The sequence below is a fragment of the Hymenobacter sp. DG01 genome, from assembly GCF_006352025.1.
GTDB lineage: Bacteria > Bacteroidota > Bacteroidia > Cytophagales > Hymenobacteraceae > Hymenobacter.
The window spans coordinates 2,115,232-2,130,577 of the sequence record NZ_CP040936.1; the positions used below are offsets into that span (position 1 = coordinate 2,115,232).

General features: G+C 62.8%; 10 protein-coding genes. All 10 read left to right on the forward strand.

Going from position 1 to position 15,346, the window contains the following annotated elements; all coding sequences use genetic code 11:
• The first annotated feature begins 39 nt into the window (after nucleotides 1–39).
• Nucleotides 40–834 carry a polysaccharide biosynthesis/export family protein gene (locus FGZ14_RS08895; RefSeq protein ID WP_139923408.1) on the forward strand — a complete coding sequence of 265 codons (795 nt, stop codon included), beginning with the start codon at nucleotides 40–42 and terminating at the stop codon, nucleotides 832–834.
• A 49-nt stretch (nucleotides 835–883) separates the two neighbouring features.
• A complete protein-coding gene (locus FGZ14_RS08900; protein WP_139923410.1) occupies nucleotides 884–3,277 on the forward strand; it encodes a polysaccharide biosynthesis tyrosine autokinase in 2,394 nt (797 codons plus the stop codon).
• Between the two features lie 141 nt (nucleotides 3,278–3,418).
• Nucleotides 3,419–5,035, forward strand: a complete 1,617-nt coding sequence (locus FGZ14_RS08905; protein ID WP_180754568.1) for a lipopolysaccharide biosynthesis protein — start codon at nucleotides 3,419–3,421, stop codon at nucleotides 5,033–5,035.
• A 2-nt stretch (nucleotides 5,036–5,037) separates the two neighbouring features.
• A complete protein-coding gene (locus FGZ14_RS08910; RefSeq protein WP_139923414.1) occupies nucleotides 5,038–6,192 on the forward strand; it encodes a glycosyltransferase family 1 protein in 1,155 nt (384 codons plus the stop codon).
• Nucleotides 6,189–7,502 (forward strand): O-antigen ligase, encoded by a 1,314-nt coding sequence (locus FGZ14_RS08915; RefSeq protein ID WP_139923416.1) that lies wholly within the window; start codon nucleotides 6,189–6,191, stop codon nucleotides 7,500–7,502. The genes FGZ14_RS08910 and FGZ14_RS08915 overlap by 4 nt, the downstream gene beginning before the upstream one ends.
• The gene (locus FGZ14_RS08920; RefSeq protein ID WP_180754569.1) at nucleotides 7,435–8,520 is read left to right on the forward strand and encodes a nucleotide-diphospho-sugar transferase; all 1,086 of its coding nucleotides are present in this window, start codon (nucleotides 7,435–7,437) and stop codon (nucleotides 8,518–8,520) included. The genes FGZ14_RS08915 and FGZ14_RS08920 overlap by 68 nt, the downstream gene beginning before the upstream one ends.
• Nucleotides 8,517–9,815 carry a glycosyltransferase family 4 protein gene (locus FGZ14_RS08925; protein ID WP_139923418.1) on the forward strand — a complete coding sequence of 433 codons (1,299 nt, stop codon included), beginning with the start codon at nucleotides 8,517–8,519 and terminating at the stop codon, nucleotides 9,813–9,815. Before FGZ14_RS08920 ends, FGZ14_RS08925 begins: the two co-directional genes overlap by 4 nt.
• A 54-nt stretch (nucleotides 9,816–9,869) precedes the next feature.
• Complete coding sequence (locus FGZ14_RS08930) at nucleotides 9,870–10,709, forward strand: glycosyltransferase family 2 protein (RefSeq protein ID WP_139923421.1); 840 nt, start codon at nucleotides 9,870–9,872, stop codon at nucleotides 10,707–10,709.
• A gap of 49 nt (nucleotides 10,710–10,758) precedes the next feature.
• Nucleotides 10,759–11,949: a glycosyl hydrolase gene (locus FGZ14_RS08935; RefSeq protein WP_139923423.1), complete on the forward strand. Its 1,191-nt coding sequence runs from the start codon at nucleotides 10,759–10,761 to the stop codon at nucleotides 11,947–11,949.
• 652 nt (nucleotides 11,950–12,601) lie between these two features.
• Entirely contained in the window at nucleotides 12,602–15,289 is a 2,688-nt protein-coding gene (locus FGZ14_RS08940) for an Ig-like domain-containing protein (protein ID WP_139923426.1), read from the forward strand.
• The last annotated feature ends 57 nt before the right edge of the window (nucleotides 15,290–15,346 follow it).

A 15,346-nucleotide genomic window follows, 5' to 3' on the forward strand; every position in this document is an offset into this window, starting at 1 on the left:
TAGCTGCTCTCCCTGCCTCACTCCTCTCCCCCTGCCGCTATGCTCCCCACGTTCTACCGCTTCGGTCGTACTCTGTTATTGTCCTTACTGCTTGTTTTGCCAGCCCTCACGGGCTGCGTATCCCAGAAGAATTTACCGTATCTGCAGGGCAAAAACTACAACGCGCGCACGCCGGTAGCCACTGACAATGCCCCGCAGCGCTACCGCATCCAGCCCGGCGACGTGCTCAGCATTCGGGTGCAGAGCGTGCAGCCCCAGCTCAACGACCTGTTCAACACCGTGGACTCGCGGGCCGTGTTCAACGGCGACCCGGGCAACCTGTACCTGACGGGCTACTCCGTGGATGAGGCCGGCACCATTAACCTACCCACCGTGGGCAAGCTGAAGGTGCAGGGCCTCACGGTGGAGGAAGCCCAGACCCAGACCCAGCTGCAGGTGGCCCGCTACGTGCGCGACGCCAACGTGCTGGTGAAGCTGCTCTCCTTTAAGGTAACGGTACTGGGCGAGGTGCGCAATCCGGGCCGCTACTTTGTGTACAACGCTCAGTGCACCGTGCTGGAGGGCCTGGGCCTGGCCGGCGACCTAACCGAGTTCGGCAACCGCAACAACGTGAAGCTGATCCGGCAGACGGCCAAAGGCTCGGAGGTGGTGCTGCTCAACCTCACTGATCCAGCCCTGCTCAGCTCCCCCTACTTCTACCTGCTGCCCAACGATGCCCTGTACGTGGAGCCCCTGAAGGCCCGCACCGACCGGGGCAATGCCACCAACCTGGCCCTGGTGTTCTCGGGCGTTTCGGCCCTGGCCCTGATTCTGAGTTACCTGAAGGTTTTCTAAGCCTGTCCTTCCCCCTTTCCCGCGCTCCTCTCACCTAACCTGTTCTGGCATGGAAACACGTCCACACACTCCCTCCGACGAAGTTGATCTGCACGAGCTGCTGTTCCGGTTGCGCAACCGGTGGCCGCTGTTTCTGGCGTCGTTGCTGCTGGCGGGTCTGCTGGCCTTTCTCTACCTGCGGGTGAAAGAGCCTGTATATGCCTTCCGGGCCACCATGCTGCTGGGCGACCAGGGCACAGGCTCGAAGCAGGCCCAGGAGCTGCTCAAAATCCTGGAGGTGAAGGAGAAGGGCACAAAGATGGAAGACGAAATCGGGCTGCTGACCTCGGCCGATATGGTGGGGCAGGCCCTCAACCGCCTGCCGTTCAACGTGGCCTACTACGCTGCCCCCACCACCTGGCTTAACACGCTCAAGGATGTGCAGGTGCGGGAGCGGCCGGCCGGGGCCGTGCCCTTCCGGCTGGTGCCCGACCCCAATACCCCCCAGCTCACGGGAGTCCGTATTTACATCGAGCCCCAGCCTGATGGCCGGTTTACCCTCAGGGCCGACGCCGACGAAGGCAAGCTTTACAGCCTACCAACCGGCGAGCTGGTGCGGGAGGTGCTGGATGTGCACCTGAACGAAACCGTGCGCCTCGGCGACACGCTCCGTCACCCCCTGCTTACGGCCGTGCTGCTGCCCGAGCCAGGCTACCCGGCCGGAAGTTCGGCGGAGCGCTACTTTGTGGTGCTGCGCGACCATAACAGCCTGATTGCCGAGTATAGTAAGCATTTGTCCATCAAGCCCATCGACCGGGAATCGCGCATTATTGAGCTGACCAGCAAGGGCGCCGTGCCCCAGAAAGAGGTGCAGTTTCTGGATACCCTGATGCAGAGCTACGTGGAAAACGACCTGCTTAGCAAGAACCTGACCGGGCAGAAAACGGTAGCCTTCCTCGACAAGGAAATCGGCCACCTCTCTGATTCGTTGCGGCGTTCCACGGCGGCCCTGAGCTCGTTTCGGGCGGCCCGGGGGGTAGTAGATGCCAGCGCCCAGTCGGCGCGCGGTATTCAGCAGCAGGGCGAGCTGGAAATGATGCGGGCCAAAGTGGCCACCAACCGCAAGTACTACCAGAACATGCTCAGCTACCTGCGCGAAAACCAGGGCACCACCCAGATTGTGGCCCCCAGCAGCGTGGGTATAGAGGATCCGGTAGTCAACAACCTGATTCTGCAGCTCACCGACCTGAACAGCCAGCGGGCAGCCCTGGGCGTGAATGCCAGCTTTGAAAACCCTATGGTCACGGTGCTGAATGAGCGCATCAGGGTAGCCAAGGAAACCCTGACCCAGACCCTGGCCAATATGACCCGCGCCGCCGACATTACCCTGCGCGACCTGGACGCCCAGCTTGCACGGGTACGGGGCAGCATGAGCCAGATGCCGGAAAATGAGCGCCAGCTGGCCTCGCTGCAAAGCAAATCCGATTTCAACGACAAAAACTACCAGTTCCTGATTGAGAAGCGGGCCGAAGCCGCCATTGCCCTGGCCACCAACGCCACCGATAAGAAGGTAGTGGATGCGGCCGGCATGCAGGGCGATACGCCTACCGCGCCCAAGCCGGGGGTAGTGCTGCTGATTGCTCTGGTAGCCGGACTGGGCCTGCCCCTGGGCCTTACCCTGCTGCTGGACAAGGCCAACCGCCGCATCCAGAGCAAGGAGGACCTTTCGCGCATTACCGCTATTCCGCTGCTGGGCGTGGTAGCCCACGGCAGTAAGCAGGATAAGGAAAACATGCTGCACGACCCCAAAGGCCCCCTGCCCGAGTCGTTCCGCTCCATTCGGGTGAACCTGCAGTACCTGGCCGCCGGCCTCGATAAGAAGCTTATCGGGGTTACCTCCTCGGTGCCGGGCGAAGGCAAAACCTTCTGCTCAGTAAACCTGGCAGCTGAAATGGCCCAGAGCGGCCGGAAGGTGCTGCTGCTGGAGTGCGACCTGCGCCGCCCCACGGTGGCGAGCTACTTTCAGCTGGACAAAGCCTGCGCCGAGCATGGCCTGAGCAGCTACCTGATGGGGCTGAGCAGCCTGGAGGAAAGCCGCCACCCCTCGGGCGTGCGCAACCTGGACGTCATGTGCTGCGGCCCGACTCCGGCTAACCCCACCGAGCTGCTGGAAAGCACCCGCATGGAGGAGCTGCTGGCCCAGCTGCGCCAGCAGTACGACTACGTGATTGTAGATACCCCACCCTCGGGCTACGTTTCGGAGTTCTTTATGCTGCTGCGCCACCTCGATGCCAACATTTACGTGGTGCGCCAGAACTACACCGACAAGGGCCTGATTGCCCAAATCAACGAGCTGCACCGCGAGCAGAAGGTAAAGCATATCTACATCGTCATCAATGATATGCACTTCACCAAAACCTACGAATACCGCCACAAGGAAAAGGCCTATGCCTACGGCTACTAGGTAGCCGGCTGCCCTTTCCCTACCCATCCTGCCTCCTTCCGGCCCACCGGGGAGCCGCTGGCCATGCCCGCTGTTTTCCGGCCCAATTCCCCTCCCGTACTCCCGTGCGCTGCTCCCCTACCTTTCTACCCGGATAGCCTTATGGCATCTTCTGCTCCTAACCTCACCACCGCCGCCGTACAGGGCGTCAAGTGGACGACTGCGGCAACTCTTACCACTTCCCTGCTTCAAATCGGCTACACCGCAACCATGGCCCGCCTGCTGAGTCCGGCGGCCTTTGGGTTGGTGGCGCTGGCCGGCGTAATTCTGCGGTTTGGCTCCTACTTCGCCCAGATGGGCATGGAGCAGGCCATTATTCAGAAGCCCGACATTACCCGCAACGATATTCGGGCAGCCTTCACCTCGTCGGTGGCCCTGAGCTTGGTGTTTGCCGGGCTGCTGGTGCTGGGTGCCCCCCTGGCGGCCGGCCTGGTACGCCAGCCCGAGGTAGTGCCCGTGGTGCGGGTGCTGGCCGCCGGCCTGCTCCTGACGGGCCTCAATGCTACGGCCCTGAGCCTGCTGCGCCGCCGGATGCAGTTCCGGGCCATGGCCCTGATGGAGGTAGCTTCCTATGTGCTCAGCTACGGTGGCTTGGGCATCGGATTGGCGCTACAGGGATACGGAGTCTGGAGCCTGGTAGCCGCCACGCTGGGGCAGGGCCTGCTTCTGACGGTGCTGAGCTACGCCGCTGAGCGCCACGCTATTCGCCCGCTCTTCGACTGGGCCACGTACCGCCCCCTGCTGGCCTACGGCAGCCGTATGTCGGCCATCAGCTTCCTGGAGTTTATTACCGGCTCCCTCGATACCCTGCTGATTGGCCGGCTGCTGGGCGCGGCTGCCCTGGGCATTTACAGCCGGGGCTGGCAGCTGATTGGCTTGCCCGTGTACATGCTGACCACCAGCGTATCGAAGGTGGTTTTCCCGTCCTTCAGCCAGCTGCAGTCTGACAGGGCGCGGCTGAAAACGGTGTACCTGGGCAGCATCACCCTGATTGCTACCCTGGTACTGCCCATCTGTGCCGGCGCGGCCGTTGCCGCGCCCGAAATCGTGCGGGTGATGCTGGGCCCCAACTGGACGGCTACCATCCCAATTCTGCGGGTGGTGTGCGCGGCCTTTGGCCTGAGTATGGTGACGATGTTTGCCGGGGTAGTGTGCGATGCTACCGCTACCCTCACGCCCAAGCTGTGGCTGAACCTGGGCTACGCCGTGCTGCTCACGGGCCTGTTCTTCGGGCTAAGTCGGTTTGGGCTGCTGGGCGTGGCTGGCGCGGTAGTGGCCGGCGAAGTGATTCGGACGGTGCTCTACCTGCTGCTGATGCGGCGGGTGCTGGCCGTGCGGACGGCCGAGGTGCTGGGCTCGTACGTGCCCGGCCTGCTGGCGGGGGTAGCCGTGGCGGCGGGTATTGCGGCCGTTCGGTTGCTGCTGCCGCCCGGTACCGTGCCCGCCTCGGTGCTGCTGGTTGAAATGCTGACTGGGGCGCTGCTGCTGGGTGCCTTGGCTGTAGGAGCTCCGCCCGCCCGCCTGCGCAGTGTACTGCGCCGCCTGCTGGCCCGCCTGCAGGAAGGCCCGCACAGCCCGGGCCGCGCCCAGCAGCTGCTTCGCGCGTTTGCCGCCCGCCTGGCCCGCCTCGATGGTGAGCCGGCTCCGGTTGCCGCGCCGGCGGCCCCGCGCCGCCCCCACCCGGCCTTACTCCCCGATCCGGAAACCGAACTGGTATAGCTATGCGGGTACTCTACGATCATCAGGCCTTCACACTGCAGGACTTCGGGGGTATTACGCGCTACCATCACGAGCTGCTCTGCCACGCCAGCTGGCAGGCGGAGCTGGCCGTAACCCTAAGCAACAACCTGTACCTCCGCGACGGAAGCTACTCCCACCACCGAACTTTTCTGCCCAACGTGCCGCTGCGGGGCCGCTGGCGCGTTATCCGGTATTTCAACCACCGGGCCTCGGTGCGGGCACTGCGCCGGGGTGAGTACGATGTTTTTCATCCCACCCTCACCGACGACGACTACTTTCTGGAGCTGCTCGATGACCGGCCCCTGGTCATTACCCTCCACGATACCATTCCGGCCCTGTTTCCGCAGTACTACCCCGACCGCGACGGGAAAGTGCTGGAGCGCATTGTGCGGCGGGCCAGCCGCATTATCACCGTTTCGGAAAACACCCGCGCCGATGTGCTGCGCCTGCTGCCGGTAGCACCCGAGCGGGTATGCGTGGTACCCCACGGCTACGCCGGCCGCGAGTATTCGCACCCCGGCCCGGCCCTACCCCTGCCGGCGTGCTACGTGCTGTTTACCGGCAGCCGGGCCCTGTACAAGAACTTTGGCTGCCTGGTAGAGGCCCTGGCCTTGCTCCCCCCGGCCGTAGCGGCCGACCTGCACCTGGTATGCGCTGGGGGCGGCCCCTTCACGTCCCCGGAGCAGGAGCACTTGCAGCGCGCCGGATGGGCAGGCCGCGCCCACCAGTTCGGGCCCGTGTCCGATGCCCAGCTCAACCAGCTATACCGCCAGGCCCTGGTGTTCGTGTTTCCCTCGCAGTACGAGGGCTTCGGGCTGCCCATTCTGGAGGCCTTCGGGCAGCAGTGCCCGGTAGTGCTGAGTAGTGCCTCCTGCTTTCCGGAAATAGCCCAGGACGCGGCCCTGTACCACCACCCGCACCAGCCCGCCGAGCTGGCCCAGCAGCTGGAGCGTCTGCTGCTGGATACCGCCCTGCGCCAGGACCTGGTGCGGGTGGGCCAGCTGCGCCTGCTCGACTTCAGCTGGCCCCAGACGGCCCGCCGCACCCGCGCCGTGTACGAAGCCGCCGCCCAGGACACCAACCCGTTCTCCACCCCCGCCCCGGTAGCACCCCGCATTCCCGTGCTTGAGCTATGAAAATCAGTCTGCGCTTTCGCCATGTGCTGCCCGCACTGGTGGTGGTAGCCACCGACCGGGCCTTCACCGATTTCGTGTTTCCCGATCCTGACGACCCCCGCCTGGGCCTCTACAGCTACGCCATCACGGGCTTCTCGCTATTGCTGATTGGGCGGTATTTCCGCTACCTGAGCCCGGTAATGCGGCGGTGGCTACTCCTGACGCTGGCCGCCACTGCGGCCCTGGCCCTGGAGTCGTACAATGGCTGGGGCACGCCTTTCGTGTACCCGCACGTATTCGCCAAGCTGCTGACGCTGCTGCCCATTTTCGGCCTGTACGCCTATTACCGCCGCTACCCCCTCCCGATTCCTCTGCTCATGGGGTTGCTGCTGGTCGGGCTGGTCATCAACCTGGCCTTGTATCACCCTGACGCCTTGAGCGTTTCGGCCTTCCTGGAAAACGAGCGGGGCTTTGATGTAACCTCGGCGTTTCTGCTGCTGCTGCTGGCCCTATACTACTTCAACCACTACCTGACCCGGGGCGGACTGCTGCGCCTGGGCCTGTTTTTCCTGATTGTGGGCCTGATTGTGTTTCTGCAGCACCGCACCGTCTGGCTCACCACGATTCTGGCCCTGGCCCTGAACGGGCTGCTGGTAGCCACGGGCCGGGTAGAGGGCGCGCGCCTGAGTCTGAACCGCCTGCTGCCCGTGGTGCTTATGCCCCTGCTTGCGGTTGTGCTGGGCGGTACGGCGCTGATGCTGGATAACCCACAGGTACTGCGCCGGCTGGAAACCAGCCTGGAAGATATTGAGCACGCCGACAAGCAGGGTACTGGCAGCTGGCGCCTGCAGCAGATAGAAACCTACCAGCCTTTTGTGGAGGAGCACCCCATTCTGGGCCTGCGCCTGGAGGGATTTGAACTGCCCGTGCAGTTTTACGGCGACGGCGACACCCCCGTGTGGGCCGACCGCACGGGCCACCACTTCCACAGCTTCTACCTCGACCGGCTGTTCTACTTCGGGGTGCTGGGCCTGCTGCTGGTAATTGCCGTGCCTATTGTTCAGCTCTGGCAGCGGGTGCGGCAGCCAGTACCCCTGAGCCCGGCTACGGCAGCCCTGGTGTGCTACGTTGGGTGCAGCCTGCTCTACGGCGTTTCCTACGACTGGCCGCCCTACCTCTACGGCCTGATCGGGCTTACGCTGGCCCTGGCCGCGCCCGTTACCGCGGCGGCCCCTGCCGCTTCCCCGGCCTTCCCCCGGGCCGATGAAGACCTGGTCCGGCTTCCGTATTCTGCTCCTCAAGCCCCCTCTCCGCATGCTGTCCACTCCTGATGCCGCGGCTCCTGCCGCCGCACCGCTGCACACGCCGGTGCTGCTGCTCATCTTCAACCGCCCCGATACCACCCGGCGCGTATTTGACGCCATCCGCCGGGCCCGGCCCACGCGCCTCTATATTGCCGCCGACGGCCCCCGGGCAACCCACCCCGAAGACGCCGCCCGCTGCGCCGCGGCCCGCGCCGAGGTAGCCCATGTCGATTGGCCCTGCGAGGTATTTACCCTGTTTCGGACCAGCAACCTGAACTGCGGCGTAGGCCCGGCTAGCGCCCTGAACTGGTTTTTTGAGCACGAAGAGGCCGGCATCATTCTGGAAGACGACTGCGTGCCGGCGCCTTCGTTTTTCCGGTTCTGCGAGGAGCTGCTGGTCCATTACCGCCACGATACCCGGGTGCTTCACATCGGGGGCAACAACTTCAGCCGGGAAGCCCGGCGGCCCCAACCCGCCGGCGCCGATTCGTACTTTTTCTCTACCCAGGTAAATAGCTGGGGCTGGGCTACCTGGCGCCGGGCCTGGCACCTCTACGATTTTCACCTGAGCCAGTACCACCAGCTGGCGGCCCAGGGAAAGCTGCGCGGCCTTTACAGCTCCTGGCTCGAAAACCGCTACCGGCTCAGCAAAATCCGGAGTGTGGTGGGCCTGCCCCAGCCCCCCGACGTGTGGGACTACCAGTGGCACTTTACGGTAGCGGCGCACTCGGGCCTGTGCATAGTGCCGGCCGTGAACCTGGTGGGCAACATCGGGTTCGGGGAGCAGGGCACGCACACACTGGACGCCACCGACGAGTTTGCCGACATCCCAACCTCTGAGCTGGAGTTTCCCCTGCGCCACCCCGCCTTCGTGCTACCTGACCGCCGCCGCGACCAGCAGCGGTTCCGGGAGTTTTTGTGGGGACGCCTCACGGCCAAAGCACGGCGCCTCACGGCCCGCCTTGTGCCCCGCGCCGCTACCCCGCCACCGGCCCCGCCGGCTCCGGTTTCCTCGCCTCCCATTCTGCACACCCAACTGGTATGAACGCTCTGATATCGGCCTATGCCTGCAACCCGGCCCACGGGGGCGAGGACAGCAACGGCTTCAACTGGGCCTGGCAAACCGCCCGGCGCGGGCACCGGGTTTGGTGCCTTACTACCCCCGATGGGCAGGCCAACATTGCCGCCTTTCTGGCGGAACAGGGCCACGAGCTGCCCGCCGGACAGCTGCGATTTTTGTTTGTGGCGGTGCCGGCCTGGGTGCAGTTTCTGTACCGCTGGCAGTTTGGGGTGTACCTGCACTATATGGTATGGCAGTACCAGGCCTGGCGGCAGGCGCGGCAGCTCAGCCAGACGGTAACCTTCGACTACGTGCACCACGTTACCTACGGCAGTCTGCAGATGGGCTCCTGGCTGTGGCGCCTGGGCAAGCCCCTGATTTTTGGGCCCGTGGGCGGGGGGCAGCAGGCCCCGGCCGCTTTTCGTCCCCTTATTCCCGACTGGTTTAAAACTGAAACCCTGCGCAACGCCATCAGCTGGCTGCTGATGACCTTCGACCCCAACGTGCGCCAGACCCTGCGCCACGCTACCCTGGTGCTGGCGGCCAACTCCGAAACGGCCGCCCTGGCCCGCCGCCTCGGCGCCCGCCGGGTCGAGCTGTTTCTGGATACTGGCCTGCCCGAATCGTACTTTCCGGCGGCCGCTCCGCAGCGCTGCCCGGGGCCGGTGCTGCGGCTGCTGTGGCTGGCCCGGCTGTATCCGCGCAAGGCCTTGGTGCTGGTGCTGGAGGCTCTGGCGCGGGTTAATCCGGGCATTTCCTTTCACCTGACCATCGTGGGGGATGGGCCGCTGGGGCCGCTGGTGCCGGGCTGGATTGCCCAATACGGCCTTACAGACCGCGTAACGTGGCGCGGGGCAGTATCTTGGCTGGAAGCGCGGGAGGCGTTTCTGGAGCACGATGTGTTCCTGTTCGGCAGCCTACGCGACTCTTTCGCTTCGCAGTTTCTGGAGGCCATGGCCACCGGTCTGCCCATCATTACCCTCGACCACCAGGGAGCCCACGATTTTATTCCGGCCGCAGCCGCCATTAAGGTACCCGTTACTACCCCCGAGGCTACCGCCAACGGCCTAGCCCGCGCCGTGGAGTACCTGCACGCTCATCCCGCCGCCCGCCAGGCCATGAGCCAGGCCGGCTACGCCTTCGCCCGCACCCAAACCTGGGCCGCCCGCACCTACCGGCTCATGAAGCTGACCGCCCACCTGGTACCGGCGCGCCCGAGCCGCCCCCGCCGGGCACCGGCGCTGCCGCTGGAGCGGGCCGTGGCCCTGCCCGCCGGGTAGCCCGGTTTTACTCTCCTTTCCAGTACTGTCCTCGTCCTGCTTTCTGCCTCCTCTATGCTCTACATTGTTATACCCGTTTTCAACCGAAAAGAATTTACCCGGGCCTGCCTGGAATCCTTGCGCCGCCAAACGCACCCCGATTTTCGGGTGGTGGTGGTGGACGACGGCTCCACTGACGGTACCGGCCAGATGCTGCGCACGGAGTTTCCTGAAGTGCTGATTGAGGAAGGCGACGGGAATCTGTTCTGGACGGCCGGCGTAAACCTGGGCATCCGGCGCGCCCTGGCCGAGGGGGCTTCCCGGGTCATGACTCTCAACAACGACGTGGTGGCCGCCCCCGATTTTCTGGCCCGCATGCTTGCCTGGGCCGACCTTCATCCTACGGCCGTACTGGGGGCTCTGGAGCTAGATATTTCTACCGGCCAGCCCGTGTATGGCGGCGAGACCCTGGACTGGCGCACCAACACCCGCCGCGACCTGCTGCAAACCCTGCCGGCCGAGCAGCGCCACGGCCTGCACCCGGTTACCTACCTGCCCGGCCGGGGCCTGCTGATTCCGCGCCGGGTGCTGGAAACCATCGGGCTGTTTGATGAGCGGCGCCTGCCCCACTACCTCGCCGATTTCGACTATACCAGCGTGGCACGGCGGCACGGCTTTCTGGTGTACTGCAACTACGACGCCCACCTGAGCACCTACCCCGAGGAAAGCGGCCAGGAAATAACCCGCCGCCAGCGCAGCCTGCGCGGCTACTACCAGCACCTGTTCGGAATCCGGGGCGGGGGCAACCTGCGCAACTTCACGTACTTCAGCCTCAAAAACTGTCCCCGCCCCTACCTGCCCTACTTCCTGCTGAATGGCTACGCCCGCCGCCTGGTAGGCTACTTCCTGCACTAGCGCCTCACCTGCGGCGGGGCCCGGGTTGTTCTTGTTTTATCCTTGCGCTATGAGGGGTGCTTTCATTTTCCGGCTGGCTAGCGCCCTGGGCCTGTTGCTGCTGTGCACCCTGTGTACGCTGGCGGGCCAGGATGCCGTGCTCGTGATTACGCAGGGCGGCACGTACTCCGGCCGCTACGAAAGCACCGACTCGGACCAAGCCTGCATCCGGATTGCTACTACTGAACCCGTAGTGCTGGAAAACTGCGAGTTGCGCGGCCCCGGCCGCCTGATTGATGCCACCGCAGGCGGCGCCCGCCTGACGGTGCGCAACTGCCGCGGCTACGGCCGGCCCCCTACTGCCGACAACCGGTCCCGCGGCCGCTTTCTGGAGATAAACAAAGGGGTTAGCCTGCAGGCTGAGCACAACTACCTGGAGCACACGGCCGGCCTGCTGGTGTACCAGTGGAGCGGCGACGGCACACCCGCCCAAACGATAACCGTGCGCTACAATCAGGCGCGTAACATCGATGGCCGGTTTCGCAATGGAGGGGGCGCCCACGTCAGTTTTTTGCAGCTGAACGAGGTGCACGGCGTGGGCCACATTGATATTGGCTGGAACCAGGTCATCAACGAGCCCGACAATAGCCTGGTAGAAGATAACATCAACCTGCATAACTCCTCGGGCACGCCCGCCAGCCCCCTGCGGGTGCACGATAATTATATTCAGGGCGCCTACCCCATCCCGGCCACGGCAGCTAAATTCACGGGCTCGGGCATCACAACCGACGGCGATGCTTCTTCGGCGCTGACTACTACGGCTTACGTGGAAGCCTACCAGAACCAGGTAGTGAGCACCTGCAACGCGGCCATGAATATTGCCGCCGGCCACCACAACGTGTTTCACCACAACCGCATGGTAACCAGCGGCCTGCTACCTAATGGCACCCGTCTGCGGGCTACGTACGCGGCTACCTCTATTTTCAACGCCTACCAGAAGCCAGCCACGGTGTTCTTCGCCAACCGGATTGAGAACAACACGATTGGGTTTGTGAGCTGGGGCCGCCACTCCCCGGGTCCCGACCGCCACGACTTGAGCGAGGGAAACTGCACAGAGTGCACCAGCACCATACATTTGCCCGGGCCCATTACCCTGGCTCAGGAGCAGCAGGAACTGGCAGCCTGGCAAACCCGGTTGCGCCAGATAGGGCAGGTAGTGGGACCCCAAAGCCGCCGCGGCCCGGTTTCTGTAGCGCCCTGAGCCCGTCGGAACCCGATAAAGACCTGATTACCAGCCAAAGAATTTTTTAATGCCCGAATTTTATACAAACCGCCTGCACGGTAGCCGCAGGCGGTTTTTTTGTCTATAGGCTGTATTAAAAATTAAAATAATACAATAATTCAAACTCTGCCATCCATTTGGGTTTTCAATCTATTTTATACATTTGTAGTGAACCAAGGGTATCAATATAGCATTTTTTTAAGGCTATTATTGAGCAGGTTTTTTCCAGAACGGGCCGGGTTGCGTAGTTTCCAGCATCCCGATTGTACCTACCGGAGAACCGACAGTTCAGCGGGTCACAGTAGGCCCCTGGTGGCTGCGAATGGGAAGTGCGGAGTGATAAACAGGTTTGCCACAATAGTTTCGAACTAAATTGCGCAGCTGGAATGTTGGTACTGGATGCTTCGAGGTATGGTCAGAATTGTGTCAGGCGCCGGGCGCAATTTGCAGGCCAAATCAGTACCGCAGCAACCAGGCTGCAGCAGTAACACAGCTTTCGAATAGCACAAATTCCATCCAGCCATCTGGAACGAATTGACTTACGGAATAGGCTTTCAGACCATTCCTAACCTGGTTTTTTTCTTTGAAGGCTCACAGAATGCAAAAAGCCCTCGGACCACAATTTTTCCTGATGACTCAACGCAACCGCTCTGGTGCCCATTTCCTGCCGTTGGCGGCAGTAGCCCTGTCTCTGTTTACGCTGGCTCCTTCGGCCGGCCACGCCCAGGGGCAGTTTCCTTCAAACATTACCTATTCGGCCCCCATTACTATTACCAAAGGGGGGTCATACACGGGTAATTTCCGCAGCACGGACTCTAACACACCCTGCATCAAGATTCAGACCACCGAACCGGTAACCATCACGAACTGCGTGCTGGTTGGCGCCGGCGACCTGATTGACGCCAAAAACGGTGGCTCCACTCTGGTTATCACCAATAACAAAGGCTACGGCACCCAGCAAACCGTAGATAATCGGCGCCACGGCCGGTTTTTGGAAGTAAACTCGGGCCGCTCCGTGCGGATTGAGAACAACTACTTCGAACACACCTCGGGCATTGCAGCCTATAAATGGGGTGGCGACGGCTCGGCCTCCCAGACCCTGACGGTTCGGTTCAACCAGGCAAAAAACATTGACGGCCGCTTCCGCAACGGTGGCGGCGAGTACGTGCAGTTCTGCGGCCTGAACCAGGTGCGCAACGTTGGCAACATTGAAATTGCCTGGAACCAGGTCATCAATGAGCCTAACAACAGCCTCGTAGAAGACAACATTAACTTCTACAACTCCGGCGGTACCCAGCAGAGCCCGGCCCGCGTGCACAACAACTACGTGCAGGGCGCCTACCCCATCCCGGCTACTGCCAGCAAGTTCACGGGCACAGGCATGACCACGGATGGTGACGGGTCTTCCGCTTCCACCACCACGGCTTTCCTGAACGCCTACGAGAACCAGTTCATCTCGACCTGCAATGCGGCCATGAACATTGCCGCCGGCCACGACATTAAGTACTACAACAACCGCATGGTAACCAGCGGTTTGCTACCCGATGGCACCCGCCTGAACGCAACGTACGCGGCTACCTCTATTTTCAACGCCTACCAGCAGCCGGGCAGCGTGTTTTACGGTAACGCCACCACCAACAATACCATTGGTTTTGTAAAGTGGGGCTACAACGTGCCGTTTGCTGACCGCCATGACCTGAGCTCCGGCTCCTGCTCCAACTGCACGGGCACCAATCACCTGCCCAACCCCATTACCCTGCAAACCGAGCAGAATGAGCTGGCACTGTGGCAGCAGAAGCTGAAGCAGAACAACATTGTAGTGGGCGCCAGCGGCACCAACACTACCGCACCCGGTACCTCGACCCCTGCTCCTGCTCCAACAACTCCTGAGCCTGCCCCTACTACCAACGCTCCTATCGCCAACACGCCGGCTCCTACTCCTAGCGAAGCCGTTTTCGTGCGGGCTATTAACGTAAACGGGGGTGCTACCACCCTCGACGGCCGCAACTGGGATGCGGGCAATTCCAGCGGGGTTCAGATCAATGGTTTGCCCTTTGCCAACCAGAACGTGACCCTGAACCCGGCCACCGACAACGGCCGCGCCCAGATGATCCGCTCCTCGGTGTACTCGCGTAACCTCAGCGCCAATGTAGCGGTCAGCAACGGCACCTACCTGGTATATGCCTACGTGTGGGAAGACAACGCCGCCCAGACCTACAGCATCAGCGTGGAAGGCAAGGTTGTGCAGAGCAACTACAACAGCGGCGCGGCGGGCCGCTGGGAACGACTGGGTCCGTATACGGCCAATGTTACTGACGGTAACATCACGTTTACTACCTCCGGCGGCGACGCCAACCTCTCTGGCCTGGAAATCTGGCGTCAGGGCACCACGGCCTCGACTCCGGCTCCTACTACCCCCGCTCCGGCTCCGGCTAACCAGGCTCCTACGGTAAGCCTGGCCGCCAACAGCACCGTTACGGTAAATACGGCTCTGGCCCTGTCGGCAACTGCCGCCGATACGGATGGCTCCGTGGCGAAAGTAGAGTTCTACAACGGTTCGACGAAGCTGGGTGAGGACACGTCTTCTCCGTATCAGCTGAGCTGGACGCCGAGTGCCACGGGCAGCGTATCGCTCACGGCCCGCGCCATTGACAATGCCGGCGCTGCTACCACTTCGGCGGCGGTCAGCGTGACGGTAAACGCGGCGGCGGTGGCTTCCACCGGCACTACCTTCTACCGGGCCATCAGCCTGAACGGGGGTGCGTTCACCCTCGATGGCAACGCCTGGGAAGGCAGCAAGGCCAGCAACTACACCGTCAACGGCACGGCTTTCGCCAATCAGAACGTGACCCTGAATCCGGCCACCGATGCCGACCGGGCCCAGATGATCCGCTCCTCGGTGTACGGTAACAGCATCAACTTCACGATGAGCAGCGTGCCCAACGGTACATACGAAGTGTACGCCTACGTTTGGGAAGATGACAACGCCCAGACGGTGAGCATCAGCCTGAACGGCCAGAAAGTGCTGACCAACTTCAACACCGGCTCGGCTGGTTCCTGGAAGAAAATCGGCCCCTTCGCCGCTAATGTTACCAACGGCACTATTCAGCTGACCAGCAGCGGCGGCCACCTCAACCTCTCGGGGGTAGAGGTATGGCGCAAGTCCACGGCCACGGCATTCCAGCCCGTAACGCCCGCGGCGCTGGGCTTCCAGCCCGCCTCCGGGCAGGCACCCACAGCAGCTGGCTTGCGTCCGGCTCTGGTAGCAGTGCTGGCTCCTGGCTCGCGTCAGCAGCGGGTGGGCCTGCGGCTTATCTAGCCAGTAACGCTACCACCCAGCGGCTTACATTTCTCTTCGGCAAAGCCCGATCCTGCT